General features: G+C 64.0%; 19 protein-coding genes. 6 read left to right on the top strand and 13 right to left on the bottom strand.

What is annotated here, in order from left to right:
* The first annotated feature begins 49 nt into the window (after nucleotides 1-49).
* Nucleotides 50-2659 carry an ATP-dependent helicase HrpB gene (hrpB, locus tag KUV41_RS13685; RefSeq protein WP_222486529.1) on the top strand — a complete coding sequence of 870 codons (2610 nt, stop codon included), beginning with the start codon at nucleotides 50-52 and terminating at the stop codon, nucleotides 2657-2659.
* Nucleotides 2660-2722: 63 nt separating this feature from the next.
* Here the strand turns inward: hrpB and KUV41_RS13690 are convergent, their stop codons facing one another.
* Nucleotides 2723-3112 carry a DUF6482 family protein gene (locus KUV41_RS13690; protein ID WP_222486530.1) on the bottom strand — a complete coding sequence of 130 codons (390 nt, stop codon included), beginning with the start codon at nucleotides 3110-3112 and terminating at the stop codon, nucleotides 2723-2725.
* 559 nt (nucleotides 3113-3671) lie between these two features.
* On the opposite strand from KUV41_RS13690, the gene KUV41_RS13695 reads away from it, so the two are divergent.
* Both KUV41_RS13695 and KUV41_RS13700 read left to right on the top strand, forming a co-directional pair.
* On the top strand, nucleotides 3672-4604 hold the full coding sequence (locus KUV41_RS13695; protein ID WP_206938357.1) for a glutaminase: 933 nt from the start codon (nucleotides 3672-3674) through the stop codon (nucleotides 4602-4604).
* A 45-nt stretch (nucleotides 4605-4649) separates the two neighbouring features.
* Nucleotides 4650-5114 (top strand): YchJ family protein, encoded by a 465-nt coding sequence (locus tag KUV41_RS13700; RefSeq protein WP_222486531.1) that lies wholly within the window; start codon nucleotides 4650-4652, stop codon nucleotides 5112-5114.
* Nucleotides 5115-5288: 174 nt separating this feature from the next.
* Here the strand turns inward: KUV41_RS13700 and hutU are convergent, their stop codons facing one another.
* From hutU to hutI, 3 genes are read right to left on the bottom strand one after another with little or no spacing between them, the layout of a single operon-like run.
* Entirely contained in the window at nucleotides 5289-6980 is a 1692-nt protein-coding gene (gene hutU, locus KUV41_RS13705) for a urocanate hydratase (RefSeq protein WP_222163197.1), read from the bottom strand.
* Between the two features lie 45 nt (nucleotides 6981-7025).
* Nucleotides 7026-8000 carry a formimidoylglutamase gene (hutG, locus tag KUV41_RS13710; RefSeq protein ID WP_222486532.1) on the bottom strand — a complete coding sequence of 325 codons (975 nt, stop codon included), beginning with the start codon at nucleotides 7998-8000 and terminating at the stop codon, nucleotides 7026-7028.
* Nucleotides 7993-9216, bottom strand: coding sequence for an imidazolonepropionase (gene hutI, locus KUV41_RS13715; protein ID WP_222486533.1), 1224 nt, complete (start codon nucleotides 9214-9216; stop codon nucleotides 7993-7995). The genes hutG and hutI overlap by 8 nt, the downstream gene beginning before the upstream one ends.
* Before the next feature lie 417 nt (nucleotides 9217-9633).
* Between hutI and KUV41_RS13720 the strand changes: the two genes are divergently transcribed.
* Nucleotides 9634-10956, top strand: coding sequence for a YjiH family protein (locus KUV41_RS13720; protein WP_206938369.1), 1323 nt, complete (start codon nucleotides 9634-9636; stop codon nucleotides 10954-10956).
* Between the two features lie 111 nt (nucleotides 10957-11067).
* Here the strand turns inward: KUV41_RS13720 and hutC are convergent, their stop codons facing one another.
* A complete protein-coding gene (gene hutC / locus KUV41_RS13725; protein ID WP_222484591.1) occupies nucleotides 11068-11775 on the bottom strand; it encodes a histidine utilization repressor in 708 nt (235 codons plus the stop codon).
* Between the two features lie 120 nt (nucleotides 11776-11895).
* Between hutC and KUV41_RS13730 the strand changes: the two genes are divergently transcribed.
* Nucleotides 11896-12501, top strand: a complete 606-nt coding sequence (locus KUV41_RS13730) for a DUF938 domain-containing protein (protein ID WP_222486534.1) — start codon at nucleotides 11896-11898, stop codon at nucleotides 12499-12501.
* Nucleotides 12502-12618: 117 nt separating this feature from the next.
* On the opposite strand, the gene KUV41_RS13735 is transcribed toward KUV41_RS13730, so the two are convergent.
* The 4 genes from KUV41_RS13735 to KUV41_RS13750 all read right to left on the bottom strand — a co-directional run bounded on the left by KUV41_RS13735 (nucleotide 12619) and on the right by KUV41_RS13750 (nucleotide 16585).
* A complete protein-coding gene (locus KUV41_RS13735) occupies nucleotides 12619-13569 on the bottom strand; it encodes an NAD-dependent epimerase/dehydratase family protein (protein ID WP_206938375.1) in 951 nt (316 codons plus the stop codon).
* A 123-nt stretch (nucleotides 13570-13692) separates the two neighbouring features.
* A complete protein-coding gene (locus KUV41_RS13740; protein WP_222486535.1) occupies nucleotides 13693-14985 on the bottom strand; it encodes a TRAP transporter large permease in 1293 nt (430 codons plus the stop codon).
* Between the two features lie 5 nt (nucleotides 14986-14990).
* Nucleotides 14991-15497, bottom strand: a complete 507-nt coding sequence (locus tag KUV41_RS13745) for a TRAP transporter small permease (RefSeq protein ID WP_206938379.1) — start codon at nucleotides 15495-15497, stop codon at nucleotides 14991-14993.
* A 113-nt stretch (nucleotides 15498-15610) separates the two neighbouring features.
* Nucleotides 15611-16585, bottom strand: coding sequence for a TRAP transporter substrate-binding protein (locus KUV41_RS13750; protein WP_206938381.1), 975 nt, complete (start codon nucleotides 16583-16585; stop codon nucleotides 15611-15613).
* Between the two features lie 264 nt (nucleotides 16586-16849).
* On the opposite strand from KUV41_RS13750, the gene KUV41_RS13755 reads away from it, so the two are divergent.
* Nucleotides 16850-17890, top strand: a complete 1041-nt coding sequence (locus KUV41_RS13755; RefSeq protein ID WP_222484581.1) for a LacI family DNA-binding transcriptional regulator — start codon at nucleotides 16850-16852, stop codon at nucleotides 17888-17890.
* An 8-nt stretch (nucleotides 17891-17898) separates the two neighbouring features.
* On the opposite strand, the gene KUV41_RS13760 is transcribed toward KUV41_RS13755, so the two are convergent.
* The 4 genes from KUV41_RS13760 to KUV41_RS13775 all read right to left on the bottom strand — a co-directional run bounded on the left by KUV41_RS13760 (nucleotide 17899) and on the right by KUV41_RS13775 (nucleotide 21049).
* Complete coding sequence (locus KUV41_RS13760; protein WP_224852013.1) at nucleotides 17899-18174, bottom strand: hypothetical protein; 276 nt, start codon at nucleotides 18172-18174, stop codon at nucleotides 17899-17901.
* A gap of 68 nt (nucleotides 18175-18242) precedes the next feature.
* Nucleotides 18243-19490: a TRAP transporter large permease gene (locus tag KUV41_RS13765; RefSeq protein WP_222239428.1), complete on the bottom strand. Its 1248-nt coding sequence runs from the start codon at nucleotides 19488-19490 to the stop codon at nucleotides 18243-18245.
* Nucleotides 19487-19978 (bottom strand): TRAP transporter small permease, encoded by a 492-nt coding sequence (locus KUV41_RS13770; RefSeq protein ID WP_224852048.1) that lies wholly within the window; start codon nucleotides 19976-19978, stop codon nucleotides 19487-19489. Before KUV41_RS13770 ends, KUV41_RS13765 begins: the two co-directional genes overlap by 4 nt.
* A 9-nt stretch (nucleotides 19979-19987) precedes the next feature.
* Entirely contained in the window at nucleotides 19988-21049 is a 1062-nt protein-coding gene (locus KUV41_RS13775) for a TRAP transporter substrate-binding protein (RefSeq protein WP_206938385.1), read from the bottom strand.
* Nucleotides 21050-21074 lie beyond the last annotated feature (25 nt).

Genomic DNA, 21074 nt, shown 5'->3' on the forward strand with positions numbered 1-21074 from the left:
CGCTGAGCCAGCCGCTGAGCCACTTGCCCCTGCCGACGGAGCTGTCTTGATGTCCTTGTTCCCGCCACTGCCGATCGACGAACGTCTGCCCGAGCTGCGTCGCGCGCTGGAGGCAGACAACCGCGCGATGCTGGTCGCCCAGCCCGGGGCGGGCAAGACCACACGGGTGCCGCTGGCGCTGCTGGAGTCGGACTGGTGTCGTGGTGACAGCGGTCGGGGCAAGTTGCTGCTGCTGGAGCCCCGGCGGGTTGCCGCCCGTCTCGCCGCCAGCCATATGGCAGACCTGCTCGGAGAGGTGCCAGGCCAGACCGTGGGCTATCGCATGCGTGGTGAGAGCTGCGTGGGTCCAGATACGCGGCTCGAGGTGGTGACCCAGGGGGTGCTGTCCAGAATGTTGCAGGACGATCCTTTGCTCGACGGTGTGACTGGCATTGTGTTTGACGAATTTCACGAACGCAGCCTCGAGGCGGATCTCGGTCTGGCACTGGCGCTGGACGTCCAGCAGGGGCTGCGTGAAGACCTGCGGCTGCTGGTGATGTCGGCCACGCTTGATGTCGCGGCATTGTCGCGGGTACTCGGCGACGACGTCAGCGTGGTGGACTGCCCAGGACGGCAGTACCCGGTCACGACCCTGTATCGGCAGGCCTCGTCGCGGCTGTCGGCGGAAGAGCACCAGGGGCGTGTCGTGCTGGAAGCACTGGCGGCAAAGAGTGCGGCGGACGAAGAGGGCGCAGCGGACCAGGCGGCGGACATACTGGTGATCTTGCCCGGCGTGGCGGAGATCGAGAGGCTATCTCGCTGGCTGTCCCAGCGGCTCGATCAGGTCGCGCTGGTGCCGCTCCACGGACGGCTGCCGCTGGATGCTCAGCGGGCTGCCCTAAAACCACGGGCGGACGGCCTGCGCCGGGTGGTGCTCGCCACCGCGATTGCCGAGTCCAGCGTCACCGTGGACGGCGTGCGCACGGTGATCGATGCCGGGCAGCAGCGGGTGCCGGTGTTTGCGCCTCGCACGGGGCTGACTCGGCTGGAGACCCGCCGTGTCAATCGGGCCAGCGCCGACCAGAGGCGAGGACGAGCGGGGCGCCAGGGGCCAGGGCGTTGTTATCGCCTGTGGGCGGAAGAGCAACCGTTACCACCCCACGGTGAGCCGGAGATCCTCCAGGCCGATCTATCCTCGTTGGCCTTCGAACTCGCCCGTTGGGGAGTGAAGGACGCGACCCAGCTTGCCTGGGTCACGCCGCCGGGGCGCGCCTCGCTGAAGGCCGGTCGCCAGCTGCTGCGACAGCTCGAGCTCAGTGATGAGCGGGATGGGCTGACGCCGCTGGGTCGTGCCGCTGGCCGTTGGCCCACATCGCCCCGTCTGGCGGGGATGTTGGAGCGGGCGAGCCAGCGTGACGAGGCCTCGCTGGCCCTTGCCTGCGCGCTAGCCGCCTGGCTTGAAGGGCGTCAGGGTAACGGCCGTCAGGTGGACCTCGAAGCGGTATTCGCCGAGTTACTCAATGACTCACGCCGAGACCCCCACTGGCAGCGAGAAGCCAAGCGGCTGTGTGCTCGCGCGGGTGTCTCGCTGTCTGCAGCGAAACGGGCGGGTGACGGCGCGCTGGCTCGCATGCTGTTGCACGCGTTTCCCGATCGGGTGGCTCAGCAGGTGGCGGCGGGGCGGTTTCGACTGCGCTCTGGCGGGCTGGTGACGTTGCCCCAGGATCAGCCCCTGGCCCATGCCCCCTGGCTAATCGCGGTGGAGCTTGACGGTCGCGCCCGGGAGGGCAGGCTGTATCGGGCAGTGCGCACCGATGAGTCGGCCCTGGTGGCCCAGTGGCCGATACTGTCCGAGTGGCGTGAACGGGTCGAATGGAACGCCGACGCGGGGCGCCTCGAGGCAGAACAGGTACGGGGTATCGACGCGCTGGTGCTGGCGCGCCGTCCGATGCAGGGCCCCCCAGGCCCCGCTGCCTGTCGTCAGGCGTTGCTGCAGGCCATCCACGACGCCGAACGCCTGCCGCTCAATGACGCCGCCGAGGCGCTGCGGCGGCGGGTGGCGTTGCTGCGTCAAAGCCACGATGGTCAGTGGCCTGCGCTGGACGATGAAACCTTGAAAGCTGAGCTGGACGAGTGGTTGGGGCCCCATCTGGAGGGACTGACGCGGATGGAGCAGGTGTATGCCTTGCCGTGGGAGCAGCTACTGCGCGAGCGCTTGCCCTGGCCGCTGGCCAGTCGTCTGGACGAATTGGCGCCGACCAGGTTGACGCTGCCCAGTGGCGACAGCGCTTCCCTGCGCTATGAATGCGAGGGATGGGTCGGGCAAGCCGCTGAGGCGAACCCGTCTCAACCGTCTTCTCAACACCTTGCGCAACAGCCAGATGATGGGTCTGGCGAGGCGTATCGTGTGGTGCCGGTGCTCGCCGCAAAACTCCAGGCGCTGTTCGGCTGGCAACAGACGCCACGGATCGCCGAAGGACGGGTGCCGGTGCGTGTCGAGTTGCTGTCCCCGGCCCGTCGCCCCCTCGCCACGACCATGGATCTCGCGAGCTTCTGGCGCAATGTCTATCCCGAGGTGCGCAAGGAGAACCGCGGTCGATATGCCAAGCACCCCTGGCCTGAGGATCCGCTGACGGCTCAGGCTACCTCGCTGACCAAGGCACGCCTGGGCAAGACGTGACGGCACCACCTGGCGGCTGACATTGGTGGGCAGGGCTAGAGGGCCCGATGGCCGCAGGAGCTGTCAATGGTGAGTGCTCAGGGCAATCCGCGTACCGTGGGCGATGACATCCGCCAAGGGCGCCGGGGACGTCGTCTGACCGACCATTTCGTCGGTGACCTCTGCCCAGGTCAGGGTGGCGTGGGTGAACCCCAGTGGAGCGAGAGTGCGACTGATCCACGCCGTACCGGTAAAACGCCAAGGGTCACCCGCGTCATCGACCAGCAGCGCCATCTGATCGTCGAGGTGAATCCTGACCAGATAAAAGCCCATATCGATGGAGTGGATCTCGATGGTGGGGGAACGGTCCGTCAGCGCCGTCAGGCCTGTCAGGGTCAGGGTGTCGGGAAGCGAGTGGACGGCGGATGTGGCGTCCGCGGGGAGATCGCTGGTGCGGTCCTCGGAGAATGGCATGATCGTCTCTCTCTGTGGGTGGCGTCGTGCGTAGGTGGCGTCGTGCGTGGCTGGCGTCTTGTGCGCGCCCGGCGTTGAGGTATCTCTCTTTTACTGTCGACCTGTTCCACTGTCGCCTGGCGATACTGTCCCGGCCTTGTCACGATGAAGGGCTCAGGGCTGGGCTGGTGGATGGCCATGGGTCAGATATAGGCTGTCAGCGACAGCCAATAATGGGATTCAAGTGATTTCTTGCATAGTATGTGTACAGGAAATGTACATGCCTGGTCGCATGGGCGCCACTCCGTCATCCACCCGGTAGCCACCAGATCGCCACCCGGCACGACCTTGATCACGGTCGCAAGAGAGCGCTGAGGCGTTGACAGTCGTGCGCCCTGTCGCCACCATCGCCGGCTTTGCCGAATCTGTCTTGCCTGGCGTTGCGAGAAGTGGCCTCGGTATCGACGTCTTGCGATCAAGCGCCATGTGATCACCAGCCCTGTCACCAAACGCCCAGTCACCACAAGCCCAGTCACCACAAGCCCAGTCACCACAAGCCCAGTCACCAAGAGTCATGCCCATGGGGAACACCCTGACGCCCAAGCAACTGCAATCACTGGTCGAGACCCTCGACCGCGAGGCTAGAGCCAGTGACCAGTGGGGCAACGTCGCCAGCTACATTCCCGAACTGGCGTGCATCGACCCCCAGCAGTTTGCCATCAGCATCTGTACCTGCGATGGGCGTGAATATCACGCAGGTGATGCCCACACCGGCTTCTCGATCCAGAGCGTCTCGAAGGTCTTCACCCTGGCCCTGGCGCTTGGGCGACTGGGGGCAGGCCTGTGGGAGCGCGTCGGGCGGGAGCCCTCCGGGCGTGCCTTCAACTCCATCGTCCAGCTGGAGATGGAAGACGGCATCCCGCGCAACCCGTTCATCAATGCCGGTGCCATTGTCACCACCGACGCAGTGCTCGGGCGCAACGCGCCTCGAGACACCCTGGGAGAGATTCTGCGCTTTCTGCGCGAAGCCTCCGGCGACGATGACATCCATATCAATGAGCAGGTGGCCCGCTCGGAACACGCCACCGGGGACCGCAACTTCTCGCTGGCCTATTTTTTGCGTTCCTGCGGCAACCTCACCAACGACTGTGACCGGGTGCTCGGCACCTATTTCCACCACTGTGCGATCGAGATGTCCACCGCCCAGCTGGCGCGGGCGACCCGATTTCTGTGCGGCGGCTTCGAAGGTCAGCGGATGATCGGTATCGAGCGGGTCAGGGCCATCAACGCGCTGATGATGACCTGTGGTCACTACGACGGCTCCGGCGACTTTGCCTATCGCGTCGGGTTTCCGGGCAAGAGCGGCGTCGGCGGTGGCATCATGGCGGTCGTCCCGAACGTTGCGTCCATTGCGGTGTGGTCTCCCGGGCTCGACCGTTATGGCAATTCGCTCAAGGGCACGGCCGCACTGGAAGGCCTGTCGAAGGCGACCGGCTGGTCCGTGTTTGCCTGAAGGATGGCCCCATGGACCAAGATCCATCGTTACAAGGAGCCTGACATGGCCACATCGAATGCCTCTGCATGTCCCTGCGGAAGCGGCCTGGCACTCGCCGACTGCTGTCAGCCACTGCACCAGGGAGGTACGGCGACCAGTCCCGAGGCGCTGATGCGCTCCCGTTATAGTGCCTTCTCGCTGGGGCTTGATGACTATCTGCGCCACAGCTGGCACCCGGACTGCTGCCCACAGGAGATGGGCACCTCAGACACCTGCTGGAAGCGTCTTGAGGTCCTGGGCAGCGGTGAAGAGGGCGATGCGGGCTGGGTGCACTTTCGTGCCACCTTCGCCGAGGGGCCACGGGCACGGCAGCGCTGGGGAGTGCTGGAAGAGCGCTCACGCTTCGTTCGCTACCAGCAGCGCTGGGTCTACCTGGATGGTGAGCCAAGTGTCACCAGACTCAAGCCGGGACGTAATGACAGCTGCCCCTGTGGCAGTGGGCGGAAGTTCAAGCAGTGCTGCGCCTGACCTCCATGGTCGTTGCATCGAGGGTGCTCGCTGCGGCGGCATGTTGGGCGTTTCGGCTAAAGGCATCCGCTGCATGTCTCTATCCCACAGCAACTATCCCACAGCAACGCAAAAGGCCGCCCGCGGGCGGCCTTTTGCAGGTTGGCGGACGGCGTACGTGCTGCCCGCAGGTGCTCAGTCCTTGAGCATCGGCAGGTCGAGGCCGTTTTCGCGTGCGCATTCCTTGGCGGACTCGTAACCGGCGTCGGCGTGGCGCATGACGCCGCTGGCCGGGTCGTTGCGCAGGACGCGGGCCAGGCGAGCATCGGCGTCATCGGTGCCATCGGCAACGATGACCACGCCCGCGTGCTGCGAGAAGCCCATGCCGACACCGCCGCCGTGGTGCAGTGACACCCAGGTCGCGCCGCCGGCCGTGTTGGCCAGGGCGTTCAGCAGCGGCCAGTCGGATACCGCGTCGCTGCCGTCCATCATCGCTTCGGTTTCGCGGTTGGGGCTGGCAACGGATCCTGAATCAAGGTGGTCGCGACCAATCACGACGGGGGCCTTGAGCTCGCCGTTCTTGACCATCTCGTTGAAGGCGCGGCCAAGACGAGCCCGGTCCTTCAGGCCGACCCAGCAGATACGCGCGGGCAGTCCCTGGAAGCTGATGCGCTCGCGGGCCATGTCGAGCCAGTTGTGCAGGTGCTCATCGTCGGGGATCAGCTCCTTGACCTTGGCGTCGGTCTTGTAGATGTCCTCCGGGTCGCCGGACAGGGCTGCCCAGCGGAAGGGACCGATGCCCTGGCAGAACAGCGGGCGAATATAGGCCGGTACGAAGCCGGGGAAGTCGAAGGCGTTGTCGACGCCTTCTTCCTGGGCCATCTGACGAATGTTGTTGCCGTAGTCGAAGGTCGGCACGCCCATCTTCTGGAACTCGAGCATGGCGCGAACATGCACCGCCATGGACGCCTTGGCGGCCTTGACGACCACTTCCGGCTCGGACTTGCCGCGGGCGACGTATTCGTCCCAGGTCCAGCCAGCAGGCAGGTAGCCATGCAGCGGGTCATGGGCGCTGGTCTGGTCGGTCACCATGTCCGGCTTGACGCCACGCTTGACCAGTTCCGGCAGCACGTCGGCAGCGTTGGCACACAGGCCAATGGAAACCGCCTTGCCCTCGCTGGTGTAGCGAGCGATGCGTGCCAGGGCGTCGTCCAGGTCGCTCGCCTGCTCGTCCAGGTAGCGGGTGCGCAGGCGGAAGTCCAGGCTGGACTGCTGGCATTCGATGTTCAAAGAGCAAGCGCCGGCCAGGGTGGCGGCCAGCGGCTGAGCGCCGCCCATGCCACCGAGGCCCGCGGTCAGCACCCAGCGGCCCTTGAGGTTGCCGTCATAGTGCTGGCGGCCCGCCTCGACGAAGGTTTCGTAGGTGCCCTGGACGATGCCCTGGGAGCCGATGTAGATCCACGAGCCCGCGGTCATCTGGCCGTACATCATCAGGCCTTTCTTATCGAGCTCGTTGAAGTGCTCCCAGTTGGCCCATGCCGGCACCAGGTTGGAGTTGGCGATCAGGACGCGTGGGGCATCCTTGTGGGTCGGAATGACCGCCACCGGCTTGCCGGACTGGATCAGCAGGGTCTGGTCGTTCTCCAGGCGCTTGAGCACCTCGACGATCTTGTCAAAGCACTCCCAGGTACGTGCCGCGCGACCAATGCCACCGTAGACCACCAGATCTTCAGGACGCTCTGCCACGTCCGGATGCAGGTTGTTCATCAGCATGCGCAGCGCTGCTTCGGTCAGCCAGCTCTTGCAGGACAGCTCGGTGCCGGTGGGCGCGGCGATCTTGCGGGTCGGGTCGTGACGATCGTTCTTGGGGGGTGTGATCTGGTTCATGGGGTCACCTTGAATGTGGACAGATAGGGGGAAACGATGGCTCGGTCAGTGGTCCGACCGGGTCAGCTGGTGGACCAGTCGTGCGGCAAGGCGTGCGGTGCGCTGGTCAATGTCATACGCCGGGTTGACCTCCGCGATATCGATCAGGCGGAGCTTGCGTGAACGGCGCAGGAATTCGAGGATCGGTTCCAGGTGGGTCAGGATCACCCCGCGTGAGGCGGGAGCACTGACCCCGGGAGCATCGCTGGCCGGGAACACATCCATGTCGATGCTCAGGTAGACGTGATCGCAGTCGGCGACGAGTCGCTGGACATCGCGCTTGATGAAGGCAATGCGGCTATCGCGAAATTCGCGGTCTTCCACCACCAGCGTCTTCAGGCGAGACGCCGTATCGAACAGGGCGCGGGTGTTGGCAGCCTGGCTGACGCCAAGGCAAGCGTAGCGAAATGGCCATCGACGGCTGGCGCAATCGGCGGCGATCTGAGCGAACGGGGTGCCCGAGGACGTCAGCTCGCTGGGATCGCGCAGGTCAAAGTGGGCGTCGAGATTGATGATCGCCACGCAGGACCGACGCTGCTGCTGTGCCAGATGATCCGACAGCCCACGCCAGCTGGCGTAGGCCACCTCATGACCACCGCCCAGCACGACCGGCAGATGGCCTCGGTCAAGCAGCTCGGTCAGGTGCTCTCCCATGCGCTGCTGGGCATGCTCCAACCCGTCGCCGTGGCAGGCCACGTCGCCGGCATCGTAGACGGGGGTGTCATGGTGCCAGGCCATGGGGCCCAGCGCCTGGCGGATGGCGGTCGGGCCTGCTGCAGCGCCGATACGGCCCTTGTTGCGCGCCACCCCGGCGTCGCTGGCAAAGCCGGTCAGTACGGTGCCCGCAGCGGCATCCGTGTGATAGGCGGTTATCCGCTGATGCCAGCGCTCGCTATTCGGCTCCGGGTCGATACGCCCTTGCCACAGGCTCATGTCCGGCGTGGCATGGGCTGGCTTGATCACGGCAGCTTGCTCATCCATGGGTCAGCACTCCTTCCAGCACGCGATGCCTGAGTCTTCCTGGCTGAACGGCGTAGGCCAGTTCCGCGGGTCGTTGTACGTCCCACACGCACAGGTCGGCGATGGCCCCCACGGTGATACGCCCAAGACCCGCCGTGCCGATGGCCGTGGCGGCGTGGGCGGTCATGCCGGCCAGGGCTTCCTGGGGTGTCAGTCGCAGCAGCGTGCAGGCCATGTTGAGCATCAAGGTCGGCAGCATGATGGGGGAGGTGCCAGGATTGGCATCCGATGCCACCGCCATGGCAACGCCCGCGCGGCGCATGGCATCGATGGGCGGATGCTGGGTCTCACGTAGCGTGTAGAACGCCCCCGGCAGCAGGACGCCCACCGTGCCGGCCTCGGCCATGGCGGCGATACCGGCGTCGTCCAGGTATTCGATGTGGTCGGCAGACAGGCCGTGGTGTTCGGCGACCAGGGATGCGCCGCCCGACAGCGATAGCTGTTCTGCATGAGCCTTGACCGGCAGGCCGAGTGCCCGAGCCGCCTCGAACACGCGCAGACACTGCTCCCGCGAGAAGGCGATACGCTCGCAGAAGACATCCACCGCATCGACCAGGCCTTCGGCGTGGGCCGCGGGCAGAATCTCGTTGCATACCAGGTCGATGTAGCCGTCGGCATTGCCGTGATATTCCGGCGGCAGGGCGTGGGCCGCCAGCAGCGTGGTGCTCACCCGTACCGGCAGTTCGCGGCCGAGGCGGCGAGCGACCCGCAGCATTTTCAGCTCGTCGTCGGTCGACAGTCCGTAGCCGGACTTGATCTCCACGCTGGTTACACCGTCGTCGATCATGGCGCCAAGGCGCGCTGCGGCTGTCGTGAACAGTGCCGCTTCATCGGCGTCACGGGTGGCCTGTACGGTGCCAAGGATGCCGCCGCCACGTCGCGAGATGTCCTCATAGGAAGCGCCTTCAAGGCGCAGCTCGAACTCGTCGCTACGCTGGCCGCCGTAGACCAGATGGGTGTGGCAGTCGATCAGGCCTGGCGTCATCACGCCGCCACTGCCCATGTCGATGCAGTCAGCCTGTTGTGCCTGATCCAGGCTATCCATGGCGCCCATGGCAGCGATGCGTCCGTCCTCGACCTTGACCCAGTAGCGGCCTGGCTGGGTGGTCAGGCCATCAAACAGGCTGAGGTCGCGCCACAGGCGTGAAGGGTGTTGGGGTTGGGATGTAGTAGCCATGAAGAGCTCCCGTGTCGTAATGTATATACAAATAAGCGCTCCGGAGCCTTTCGTCAAGCCAGGCGTTCGCTTGTCAGGTCATGTCCTTTGGCTAGGAGTAGAGCGCTAAGTCACGGAAACCGTAAGAGAAAGGCAGGTTCTGGAAGAGCTGATGGGTGCCCCTTATAGGTTGGCTTAGACCATGGTCTAGAGCGAAAAAATGGTCTCTGCGGGGCGAATTATCGGCAGGGCAGAAGCGGCGCCATAACGGCGCAAGGACGCTAGGAGATGACGTGAATCATGGGCCTCTTATGGATCTTATTGGACTATAGTCTAAAGGCGGTCTCTGGTGGTGTTTTGCCAATATAGCGCCATAGCTGTATATACAAACTACGTGACGCATCGCGACGTCGACGACACTCCTGCGAGGCTTCCTCCATGGCGACGACTCCACACTCTTCAGCCAGCCGGCAATCGCCCGGGCTGTTGCTGTTCAAGCTGCTGGTACCCAGTGCCATCGGCATCTTCATCTTCTTCATCCCGGTGACCTGGGCAGGGCGCTCAACCATACCGCTGGATCATCTGGTGACGGCGGCTCGCGCGGGTCTCGGTGATGGGGCGAGGTACTATGCGCTGGCGCTGATCGTGGCTGGCGCCGCCTATCCGTTGATCAAGGGCGAGTGGCGGCGCAGCGCGACCGATATCGTGTTCACCGTGCTCAAGCTCCTGGGCGTAGTGGCGGCGGTGCTGACCATGACCTCCGCTGGCCCCGCATTGCTGCATCAGCCGGACATGCTGCCGTTCCTGTATGACAAGCTGGTCATTCCGGTCGGGTTGATCGTACCTATCGGCGCAATCTTTCTGGCGCTGCTGCTCAGCTATGGCCTGCTGGAGTTGATCGGCATCCTGGTCCAGCCGGTCATGCGACCGCTGTGGCGGACGCCTGGACGCAGCGCCATTGATGCGGTGGCGTCCTTTGTCGGCAGCTACTCCATTGGACTGCTGATTACCAGTCGTGCCTATGCCAGCGGGCAGTATTCCGCCCGGGAGGCAGCGATCATTGCGACCGGCTTTTCCACGGTATCGGCACCCTTCATGATCATCGTGGCCAAGACCCTGGGACTGATGGAGGTGTGGAACGCCTTTTTCTGGCTGACGCTGGTCATCACCTTCATCGTATCGGCGGTGACCGCAAGGCTCTGGCCGTTGTCGCGCATGGACAATCATGCCTCCGATGGCGAACCGGAGGCCCAGAAGGGCGATCGCCTGGGCCTTGCCTGGCGCACCGGGATCAAGGTGGCTGAGCAGGCTCCGCGGCTGAGCGCCAGCGTGCGCAAGAACCTGGCAGAAGGGCTGGTGATGGCGATCAGCATCCTGCCGTCGATCATGTCGGTGGGACTGCTTGGCCTGCTGGTCGCCAAGTACACCCCCGTCTTCGAGTGGCTGGGCTGGTTGTTCTATCCGATCGTTGCGCTGTTCGGCATCGAGCATGCCCAGGAACTGGCCCAGGCCAGCGCCGCAGGACTTGCTGAAATGTTCCTGCCGGCGCTGCTGCTGGGTGGCGACGCCGGGATCGATTTCGTCGCGCGCTTTGCCGCCGGCGTGGTCTCGATCTCGTCCATTTTGTTCTTCTCTGCGTCGATTCCCTGCGTGGTGGCGACCCGCATTCCCATCACCCTGTGGCAACTGGTGGTCGTATGGGCCATTCGCGTGGCTCTGACGCTGGTGCTGGCCATCCCCATGGGCATGTTGCTTCAGTAGCCCTCAATCGATGGCGTAGCTCAAAAACGACGAAGGCCGGATGCCATGCATCCGGCCTTCGTCATTAGGGGGAGCGGCCAACAGCCGTAGAGGCCTGTATGCAGTGGTGCCCTAGTCCTTCCAGGCAGAGCGCAGCGTATAGCGGTCCCCTGGATGGATCAGCACGGCGTAGCTGATCAGCAGCTCGTTGGACCAGGTGCGACGGCGCAGGCGCAGGCAGGGCTCCTGGGTGGTAATGGACAGGGCGGCCGCCTGATCGGGCGTCGCCAACACCGCTTCTACCACGTGCTCGATATCGGTGATCGGCCAGGCCTGTATCAGCACCTGGTGAGGCGTCAGCTTAGTAAAGTCGGTGGCCAGATAGTCGGGGACATGGCGTGGATTGACGAAGCGCTCCTCCAACTGGATCGGCACGTCATTTTCATGGTGGACGATGCGAGTGTGAAACACCTTGCTGCCATGGCGCATGCCGAGCTGAAGCGCCACATCTTCGCTGGCGTCGATGGCCTCCGCCGCCTCTACCCGAGCATGGTAGCGATGGCCGCGACCCTGTACCTCCTCGGCAATGTTGTGGACTTCCATCAGCGAGGACTCGGCCTTGCGCTCGGTGACAAAGGTGCCGGCACCGGGCTGGCGCGTCAGGTAACCGCGCTGGACCAGCTCGCGAATGGCCTTGTTGGCGGTCATGCGGCTGACATTGAAATCCAATGCCAGCTGCTCTTCGCCGGGGATGCGATGATCCGTTGGCCATTCGCCCCGCTGGATCTTGGCGAGAATGTGCTGTTGAATCTCGAGGTAGCGGGGCTGGTTACGCGCCATGTGCCGTCCTTGGTGGTGAACAAGAGTACATGGCGTTAGTGTACCGAGGCAGGGCCTCGTTGGCACCGGCCTTCGTACATCCTGCCTACCTGTCATCGATTTTCTCTGAGGTACCTCTGCATGACCGATGCTCGGCTCTCCAGCCCGGCTGCCCTGCGCAATCGTGAACCCATCTTCGAGGTCCTTAAGGACTACCTTGGCCCTCAGGCGCGGGTACTTGAACTGGCCAGCGGCACTGGCGAGCATGCCCTGTACATGACCCAGCGCCGGCCTGGCTGGGTCTGGCAGCCTACCGATATTTCCGAGCCGGCGCTGGCGTCCATCGAGGCCTGGCGTGAATCGCTGACCGATGGTCGTGACAACCTGCTGGCGGCGCAGCGCCGTGACGTCTTGAGTGAATGGCCAGAGCAGCAATTTGACGCCATGGTGGCGGTCAACCTGATCCATATTTCGCCGTGGGTGGTGACGGCTGCGCTGATGGAGAAGGCGGCTCTTCATCTGGCCACGGGTGGCGTGCTGTTGCTGTATGGCCCCTATCGGCTTCATGGCGAGCACACGGCGCCGAGCAACGTTGCCTTCGATGAGGACCTCAAGCGGCGCAATCCCGAGTGGGGGATTCGCGACCTTGAAGCGGTGACTGAGCTGGCCGCGAGTGCAGGGCTGAGCCGTGAGGGGCTTCATTCGTTGCCGGCCAACAACCTGGCGCTGGTCTTCCGGCGGGGATAAGCGCCCGCGTCAGCCGAGGGCAGTGACAGACGAGGCCACCTACGCGGTGGCCTCGTCACGTTCAGCTGTCATGAAGCGCTCACAATGCGGGTCAGTCCGCGCAGCGCAAGCGGCGTTTCAACCCGCGTTGTTGAGCCATCGGTGGTAGTCCTCGAGGCCTTCGCGGATGTCGGTGAAGCGGGGCTCGAAGCCAAGGTCCTGCCGGGCGCGGGTGATATCCAGCGGGCTTCCACGCACCACGAACGGGCCAGGCCCCAGGCGCATGCCGCTGTCGTGCCCCAGCATCTCTGTCACCGTATCGACAATCTGCTGATGAGCCACCGGCACACCACAGGAAATATTGTAGTGGCGGTGCGGCACGCTGGGGGCGTCGAACAGCGCCAGGATGCCGCTGGCGGTATCTTCCACATGGGTCCAGTCGGTGGTCTGGTCGCGTCCATTGGCAGGGGTAACGTTGCTGAGCCCCTCCAGCGGGCCAAACATGGCCTGGTAGACCGCATGCATGTGCGAGGGACGCTTGCCGGGCCCATAGACAAAGAACAGCCTGGCCTGGCGAATGTCCATGCCGAAGGTTTCGCTGTACTGGTCACCGTAGAGTTCGCCGGAGATCTTGGTGGCGCCGTACAGGTCCGTGGCCTTGTAGGGCATGGTCTCGACCTGGGGGCCTGCAGCGTCTCCGTAGACAGCGCCGGAGCTCATGTTGACGACCTTGTTGATGCCCAGTAGCCGACAGGTCTCGTAGACGTTGAGGGTGCCCATGGCATTGATCGATAGATGCTTGAACGGACGAGTCTGGAAGAACGGGCCGGCGATGACGGAAACGCCGTGGATGACGCCTTCCAGCTCATCCTTGTAGCGCAGGAAGGTCTCGAACAGTGTGTGCGTATCCAGCACATCCACCGCCTCGAAGTGAATGTTGTCGCGAACGTCATCCAGATAGTCGAGGCCCATACGGTCAACGTGGGGGGCGGCCATGTCGCAGATGATGACCTTGGTGCCGCGACGGGCGAGCAGGGTGGCGACCCAGGAACCGACGTGACCGAGGCCACCGGTGATCAAAACAGCCATGACAGAACTCCTTCGCAAAGGTGCGGACTGGGGGTGATGAATGAGGTTGAAGGCTGAAACCAGAACTGAAACCAGGGCGGCGACCCGTGACCGGTCAGGCCACGGGCCAGGCCCGCGGTTGACTCATTGCAGCATCAGGTTGGGCAGGAACATCACGATGGACGGGAACAGCGTGATGATGATGAGCACCGCCACCAGCGGGATGTAGAACGGCAAGGTGGCGCGCACCAGGGCGGTAAAGGGCAGGTCGGTGATCTTCTGGATGGCGAACAGCACCGTGCCTACCGGTGGCGTGATCAGTCCGATCATCAGGTTGAAGATCATCACCACACCAAAGTGCACCGGATCGATGCCGTACTGGACCACCACCGGTACCAGCAGCGGCGTCAGCAGGAACAGCGCCGGTACCGAGTCGATGAACAGACCGATAAGCAGAATGAACAGGCTCAGCAGCAGTAACAGCACCACCGGGTCACTGACCGTGGCCAGCAGGAAGTCCGCCACCAGCGCGGTGACCTGATAGCGCGCCAGGATCCAGCTGTACAAGGCACTGCCGGCGATGATCAGCAGCAGCACCGAGGTATCGATGGCCGTATCGCGAAGGATCTGGAAAAACTCGCGCAGGCTGATCGAGCGGTAGACGCAGAACGAGATGATCAGGCAGTACAGCAGCGCCACCACCGACGCCTCGGTCGGGGTAAACAGGCCCGACAGGATGCCCACCAGGATGATCACCGGCGTCAGCATCGGCAGCAGTCCACGGGACAGCGCGCGCATGAACTCCGCCATGGTAGCGCGGGCGCGGGTCGGGTAGCCGCGGCGGTGTGAGATCACCGCGACCATGACCATCAGGCCCGCTCCCATGAACAGCCCCGGCAGAATCGAGCCAAGGAAGATCGCAGCAATGGAGGCATTGGCCAGCGCCCCATAGATGACCGCAGGAATGCTGGGCGGAATGATCGGCCCGATGGTCGCGGAACTGGCGGTGACCGCGGCGCTGAAGTCGGTAGGAAAGCCATCGTCTTCCATGGCCTTGATCTCGACGGCGCCCAGGCCACCGGCATCGGCCACCGCCGAGCCCGACATGCCCGCGAACAGCATGCTGGCGAGCACGTTGACGTGGCCCAGGCCGCCTTTCAAATGGCCGACGGCACAGCGTGCGACGTCAAACACCCGGTCCGAGATGCCGGCCGAGTTCATCAGTCTGCCGATCAGCAGAAACGCCGGAATGGCCAACAGGGTGAAACTGTTGACCCCGTACAGGGTGCGCTGGGCGATCATTTCCAGCGGAATCTCGGTAAAGCCACGAGTGTAGGCGAGCACCGCAGCCGAGGAGGCAATCATCGCGAAGGCCACCGGCACGCCGAGCATCAGCAGTACGATCAAGCCGATGAACATGATGGCGAATATTTCCATGGTGCTTACTCCTTGTCGCCGTCGCGAGGATCAGGTGTCGTCAGACGCTCGATAAAGTCCTCTACCAGCAGCAGCACCATCAGCCCGGCGGCGATCAGTTGCATCAGGTAGAGGTAGGAAAAACTCATGTCGAAGGTACTGGCGAACACGCCGGCGGTACGCTCCATCATGTTGAAGGCGCCGCCCATGATCATGCCCAGCACCAGGATGCTGACGATGTCGGCAAGCATCGCCGCCACGCGTTTCGCCCTGGCTGAGAGCAGGTCCGTGACGATGGTGATGCGAATGTGCTCCTGATAGCGCAGGGCCAGTACCGAGCCCAGGAAGATTTCGGCCAGGAACAGGTAACGCGAGACTTCGTCGGTCCAGGGCACGGCCACGCCGAGGGCGTAGCGGGAGATGACCTGAATGCCCATGACCAGCAGCATCAGGCCGAAGGCGCCGACCACGACAGCGGTCAACAGCCACCAGAAGGCTCCCAGCGCCTTGGCCAGGGTCGAATTGGTCGTCATGGATATCTCCGTGGGCCGCTGACGAATGACAGCGGCAGCAGGCGGTGTATCAGCTGTCCCGCCCCAGGCCTTGGCAGCCTTCAGGTACCGGGGCGAGACGGCCGCTGCCCCGATTACTGGATCAACGAGAGCACGTAGTCACGCACGGCGGGGTCGTATTCCTGGGCGATCTGCTCGACCGCTGGACGTGCCGCCTGGCGGAACGCGGCCACATCCGGCTCCACGATTTGCATGCCTTCTTCCTCGAGCTTCTGATACAGCTCGGCCTGGCCATCGGCCACCAGCTGGTCGCCCCAGGCGGTGGCATCGGCTACCGCATCCAGTACTACCTGGCGATGCTCGTCGGACATCTCCTGATACAGGTCTTCATTCATCAGCCAGTGGAAGAAGGAATAAACGTGCTCGGTGCGACTGACGTAGTCCTGCACCTCGTAGAGCTTACCGGCGTAGATGTTGTCGACCGGGTTCTCCTGCATCTCGATGACGCCGGTCTGCAGTGAGGTGTACACCTCTGGCCAGGCGATGGGGCTGGGCAGGGCACCGATCTCACCCCACACCGCGACCCAGGGCGCAATCTCCGGCACCCGCATGCGCACGCCGCTGACATCCTCCGGCGTCTCGACCGCTGTCTTGGCGGTCAGGTTGCGAGGGTTGCGGGCAGACAGGCCGACCAGGCGCATGTTGCCCTTGGCGATCAGGCTCTGGTTGAGCGCCTCGCCCATCTCTCCCTCATAGATCTTGCGCGCCTGGTCGCTGGAGTCATAGACGAAGGGCAGGTCGGCGGCAGCGAACTCGGGGGCGTACAGCGTCATGGGCATGGAACCGCCCAGGGCAATGGCGTACTCGCCGTAGCTGGCTCCCTCGAGGTGGTCCCGTTCACCGCCCACCTCGGTACCCAGCAAGGTGACGGTCAGCTCACCATCGGTATTGGACTCGATGGTGTCCTTCAAGCGTTCACCGATCTTGAACATCGCATGGGAAGGATCGGTATGGATGGCGATAGCCAGATCCTCGGCTGCGGCGGTGCCGGCGGAAGCCAGAGAAATGGCGGTGACAAGCGCAAGTGGGGTGAGGCGGCGTGGGTTCATTGTGATTATCTCCTCGGGACGTGAGCGGCGTGACGGCTCAGCGGGAAAGTCGGGCAAACGAGGGTATGCCCTGGCGTCATCCACCAAGGTAGTCGATGGACTTTGGGTAGCGCTACCATTTTGATGGTAGCGCTACCCATACTTTGGTCTTGGGTTACACTGCGCAGCAGGACGGGGATGATGTCCTTATGTGTTTTACAGCCCGAGGCCGCTTTCCCGCAAAGCGGACGGTCGCGGGCACGACAAGCGAGATCGAGGAACCCCATGGACAGACAGGAAGGTCGTTCACGCAAGCGTCACCGTGGTCAGGGTCGCGTCACTCTGGCGGATGTGGCTCGCCAGGCTGGCGTGGCGCCCATCACCGTATCGCGAGCGCTGAACACGCCGGGGCGGGTCTCAGAAGCGGTAAAGGCACGGGTGGATGCGGCGGTAGAGGCACTTGGCTATGTGCCGAACCTTATTGCGGGGGGGCTGGCCGCCGCGGGTACCCGGGTGATTCCGGTGATCGTGCCATCGCTGGCCATCCTGACCTTTATCGAAGTCATCGACGCCATCCAGAAACGGCTCGAGGCCGCCGGCTATCAGATGCTGCTGGCCACCACCGACTGGGATCTGGATCGCGAGGCAGGGCTGGTCGACACCGTACTGGGCTATTCACCCTCGGGTGTCATCCTGACCGGATTGCGCCATCACCCTCGGGTGATCACCCGCCTCAAGGAATGGGGGCGTCCGGTGGTCGAAATCATGGAGGTGGGGGAAGATCCCATCGACATGAACGTGGGCGTCGATGGACTGGCGCTGGGGCGTGCCATGGCGCGCCACCTGCTGGACAAGGGCTATCGCCGGATCGTATTTGCCGGGTCCCATCTGGGGCATGACTATCGTGCAGCCCAGAGGCTCGAGGGACACCAGCAGGCGCTGGCTGAGGCAGGGCTTTCACAAGGGCAGGTACTTGAATACGCCGAGCCTGCGTCCTACGCGGTGGGGGCGAGGGCGCTGGCAGACCTGCTGGCGATGACTCCCCGGCCGGACGCGGTGGCCTGTTCCAACGACATCCTGGCGAGCGGCATCTTGCTGGCGGCGAGCAAGCAGGGCATCCGTATTCCGGACGAGTTGGCGGTAGGGGGGTATCTGGGACTGCCGTTGGCCGAGCACCTGTCGCCCCCACTTACGACACTGGCGGTGGCGCGCAGTGACATGGGACGACAGGCAGCCGAGCTATTGCTGCAGCGACTGGAGGGAATGACACCAGCGGAGCCTGTGCGGGACCTGGGCTTCACCCTGGTGGAAGGGGGCAGTACCTAAGACGCTGCTCAGTTATCCGGTACCACCCCGGGCTCCCGGTAGATCACCCCTTCACGCTGGCGCTCCTGCTCGGACTTGTGCTCATCCACCGGCGGCACCCCCCAGACGGTTTCCTTGCGGCCGTCATCGTAGGAGTAGGTGGTGCACCCGCTGAGACTGGCCAGCAGCACGCAGGCCAGCAACGAGCAGGACAACACCAGGCGCGCGCTACGTCCTTGCGCTGCAGGCGTGCGGTCAGTGCTGCGGCCTGACCTGGCCAGGTGAAGCGGTGTGAAATCGGGCATGTTGACTCCCTGTCAGAGGCGACGAGGCCTTGGGACGGCTCGTGATGCATCAGTATACCTGCTGAGGGCTAGATCAGCAGCGGTACATAGACCACCAGCAGCAGCACGCCGATCAACCCCAGCAGATAGGGCAGAATCGCCCGAGTGATGCGCTCAAGCGGTAGCTGCGTCACCGACGATGCGACATATAGATTGATCGCCACCGGGGGCGTGATCATGCCAATGGCCAGCCCCACCACGATGATCAGGCCGAAGTGCACCGGGTCGATGCCGAGTTGTGTGACCAACGGCAGCAGTACCGGTGTCAGGATGATCAAGGCGCTGGCGGTCTCGATAAACACCCCCGTCAGCAGGATGACCGCCACGACCAGCAGCAGCACGATGTAGGGATTGGTCGACAGCGACAGCACCGATGACGCGATCTGAGCCGGAATCTGCGCACTCGACAGTGTCCAGCTGAGCACCGCGGAGGTGGCGATGACCAGCATGATCACCGAGGTGGTGATGGCCGACTGGATCATCACGCGGTAGACGTCCTTGAGACTGAGGTCGCGATAGACGAACAGCGACACCAGCAGCGCATAGACCACCGCGACGACCGCCGCCTCGCTGGGGGTGAAGATGCCCGAGAAGATGCCACCCAGGATGATGACCGGTGTCATCAGTCCCCAGCTGGCGGCGCGCAAGGTGCGTGCAATGGTCGCCAGTGATAGCGGACTACCGTGGGGATACTGACGTCGATGGGCCTGGACCAGAGCAATCCCGCCGAGTCCGAGTCCCATCGCCAGGCCTGGCAGGAAGCCCGCCAGAAACAGGTCGGACACCGACTCCTGGGCGATCACCGCATAGATGATCATCGGCACCGATGGCGGGATGACCACCCCGATGGTGCCGCTGGCCGCGATCAGACTGGCCGCGGAGGCCGGATCGTAGCCCTTGCGCTTGAGCTCGGGCACCAGGCTGGATCCCACCGCTGCGGTGGTGGCAGCACCTGAGCCAGAGATGGCGGCGAAGAACATGCCGGCGAGTACCGAGACCAGGGACAAACCGCCCTTGAGGAAGCCGAACAGGCTGTCGGCGAAGTCCACCAGCTTGCGACTGACCGCGCCCTGTGCCATCAGGTCACCGGTCAGGATGAACATCGGCACCGCCACCAGCGCAAAGGTATTGATGCCCTGGAACATCTGTTGCGGCACGACGGCCAGCGGCGTGCCCTGCATGACCAGCGTGGCCAGGGTGCTGGCACCGATGGTGAAGGCGATGGGCACGCCCAGCAGCATCAGCACGAAGAAGGCAATGAGCAATAGCAGCATCAGGCGTCACCCCCATGGTGGGCGGTCGTCCGTCCGGCGATCTCGTTGAGTATCGCGACAAGGGTGGTCCACGCCATCAGCACCGCCGTCAGCGGCATCACCGCATACACCCAGGTCATCGACAGGCGCAGTGAGGCTGACTTCTGAAAGCTCTGTAGCTGCATGTAGTTCCAGCCGATGATGGCCAGGGCCACCAGGAACACCAGGACGCACAGGTGCGCGCACAGGCGAGCCGCCTTGCCGCTGACGCCGGGCAGGGCATCCACAACGAAAGTGACGGCGATGTGGCGGCCGGAGCGATAGGCCAGGGTGGCGGCCAGGAAGGTGATCCAGACCAGCAGGAAGCGGGCGACTTCTTCGGTCCAGCCGACGGCGGTGAAGGCCACCCGTGAGACGATCTGCAGGGAAATGACGCCAATCAGCGCCGCCATGGCGATAAACACCACGGGGCGCGTGACGGCGTCGAGTCCCTGCTCAAGACGTTCGAGCAGGGACAGCACTTAGTTTGACTCCTGTTGCGCCTGTGCAGACTGCCCCAGCGCTTCCTGGATGCGCGGCAGATAGTCACCGAACTGGTCGCCGTAGGTCTCGTACACTGGCGTTACCGCCTGCTGGAAGGCGGCGATATCCGGCGATTCCTCGATGGTCATGCCTGCCTCGCGCAGCTCGGCCAACTGCTGTTCCGCCATGGCCGCGTTCTGTTCGCGCTCGTATTCTGCTGCCTGCTGCGCGGCCGATGCGACCACTTCCTGGGCGGCCTCGGGCAGCTTCTGCCAGCTGGGCATGCCCATCACGAAGATGGCGGGTGCATAGGTGTGGCGTGACAGCGTCATGTAGTCCTGGGTCTCGTTGAGCTTGAACGAGTGGACCACGTTGATCGGGTTTTCCTGGCCGTCGATGGTGCCTTGCTGCATGGCCGTCAGGGCTTCGGTCCAGGCCATGGGCACGGCGTTGGCACCCAGCTCGCGGAAGGTGTCGACGTAGACCGGGTTTTCCATCACGCGGATGCGCAGGCCTTCGATGTCTTCCGGGGTCTTCACCGGACGCTCGGAGTTGGTCAGGTTGCGGAAACCACGCTCAGCGTAGGCCAGGCCCTTGAGATTGACGTCTGCCAGCTTGTCGAGCAGCTCCTTGCCGATCGGTCCGTCCAGCACCGAGTAGGCTTCTTCCGGTGACGCGAACAGGAACGGCAGTTCAAACACCGCCATGGGCTCGACAAAGTTGGCGACCGGACCATTGGTGATCACGCCCATGTCGACGGTGCCGATCTGCATGCCTTCCAGCAGCGTGCGCTCATCACCCAAGGTGGCGTTGGCAAAGATCTCTACATCGACCTTGCCATCGGTACCGGCTTCCACCAGTTCCTCGAACTTGGTGGCGGCCAGGTGAAAGCCATCCTGCTCGTTGACCACGTGGGCCAGGCGCAGAGTGATCGGGTCCATGTCGGCGAAGTCGTCCGCCAGGGCGACAGGGGCGGCGAGCACAGAACCCGCAGCGATGGCAGCGGTGAGGGTAGCGAGGGCGAAGGGCGAGGACCGGCGTGACGCGAGATGGCGTGTCATGACACTTCCTTGGAGTCGTGTTCAG

Origin of the sequence: Halomonas sp. DP8Y7-1, from assembly GCF_019801685.1 — a bacterium.
Taxonomy (GTDB): Bacteria; Pseudomonadota; Gammaproteobacteria; order Pseudomonadales; family Halomonadaceae; genus Halomonas; species Halomonas litopenaei_A.

Coding starts and splice junctions, on each gene's coding strand:
- hrpB (WP_222486529.1), top strand. CDS start 50: ATGTCCTTGTTCCCGCCACTGCCGATCGACGAACGTCTGCCCGAGCTG.
- KUV41_RS13690 (WP_222486530.1), bottom strand. CDS start 3,112: ATGCCATTCTCCGAGGACCGCACCAGCGATCTCCCCGCGGACGCCACA.
- KUV41_RS13695 (WP_206938357.1), top strand. CDS start 3,672: ATGGGGAACACCCTGACGCCCAAGCAACTGCAATCACTGGTCGAGACC.
- KUV41_RS13700 (WP_222486531.1), top strand. CDS start 4,650: ATGGCCACATCGAATGCCTCTGCATGTCCCTGCGGAAGCGGCCTGGCA.
- hutU (WP_222163197.1), bottom strand. CDS start 6,980: ATGAACCAGATCACACCCCCCAAGAACGATCGTCACGACCCGACCCGC.
- hutG (WP_222486532.1), bottom strand. CDS start 8,000: ATGGATGAGCAAGCTGCCGTGATCAAGCCAGCCCATGCCACGCCGGAC.
- hutI (WP_222486533.1), bottom strand. CDS start 9,216: ATGGCTACTACATCCCAACCCCAACACCCTTCACGCCTGTGGCGCGAC.
- KUV41_RS13720 (WP_206938369.1), top strand. CDS start 9,634: ATGGCGACGACTCCACACTCTTCAGCCAGCCGGCAATCGCCCGGGCTG.
- hutC (WP_222484591.1), bottom strand. CDS start 11,775: ATGGCGCGTAACCAGCCCCGCTACCTCGAGATTCAACAGCACATTCTC.
- KUV41_RS13730 (WP_222486534.1), top strand. CDS start 11,896: ATGACCGATGCTCGGCTCTCCAGCCCGGCTGCCCTGCGCAATCGTGAA.
- KUV41_RS13735 (WP_206938375.1), bottom strand. CDS start 13,569: ATGGCTGTTTTGATCACCGGTGGCCTCGGTCACGTCGGTTCCTGGGTC.
- KUV41_RS13740 (WP_222486535.1), bottom strand. CDS start 14,985: ATGGAAATATTCGCCATCATGTTCATCGGCTTGATCGTACTGCTGATG.
- KUV41_RS13745 (WP_206938379.1), bottom strand. CDS start 15,497: ATGACGACCAATTCGACCCTGGCCAAGGCGCTGGGAGCCTTCTGGTGG.
- KUV41_RS13750 (WP_206938381.1), bottom strand. CDS start 16,585: ATGAACCCACGCCGCCTCACCCCACTTGCGCTTGTCACCGCCATTTCT.
- KUV41_RS13755 (WP_222484581.1), top strand. CDS start 16,850: ATGGACAGACAGGAAGGTCGTTCACGCAAGCGTCACCGTGGTCAGGGT.
- KUV41_RS13760 (WP_224852013.1), bottom strand. CDS start 18,174: ATGCCCGATTTCACACCGCTTCACCTGGCCAGGTCAGGCCGCAGCACT.
- KUV41_RS13775 (WP_206938385.1), bottom strand. CDS start 21,049: ATGACACGCCATCTCGCGTCACGCCGGTCCTCGCCCTTCGCCCTCGCT.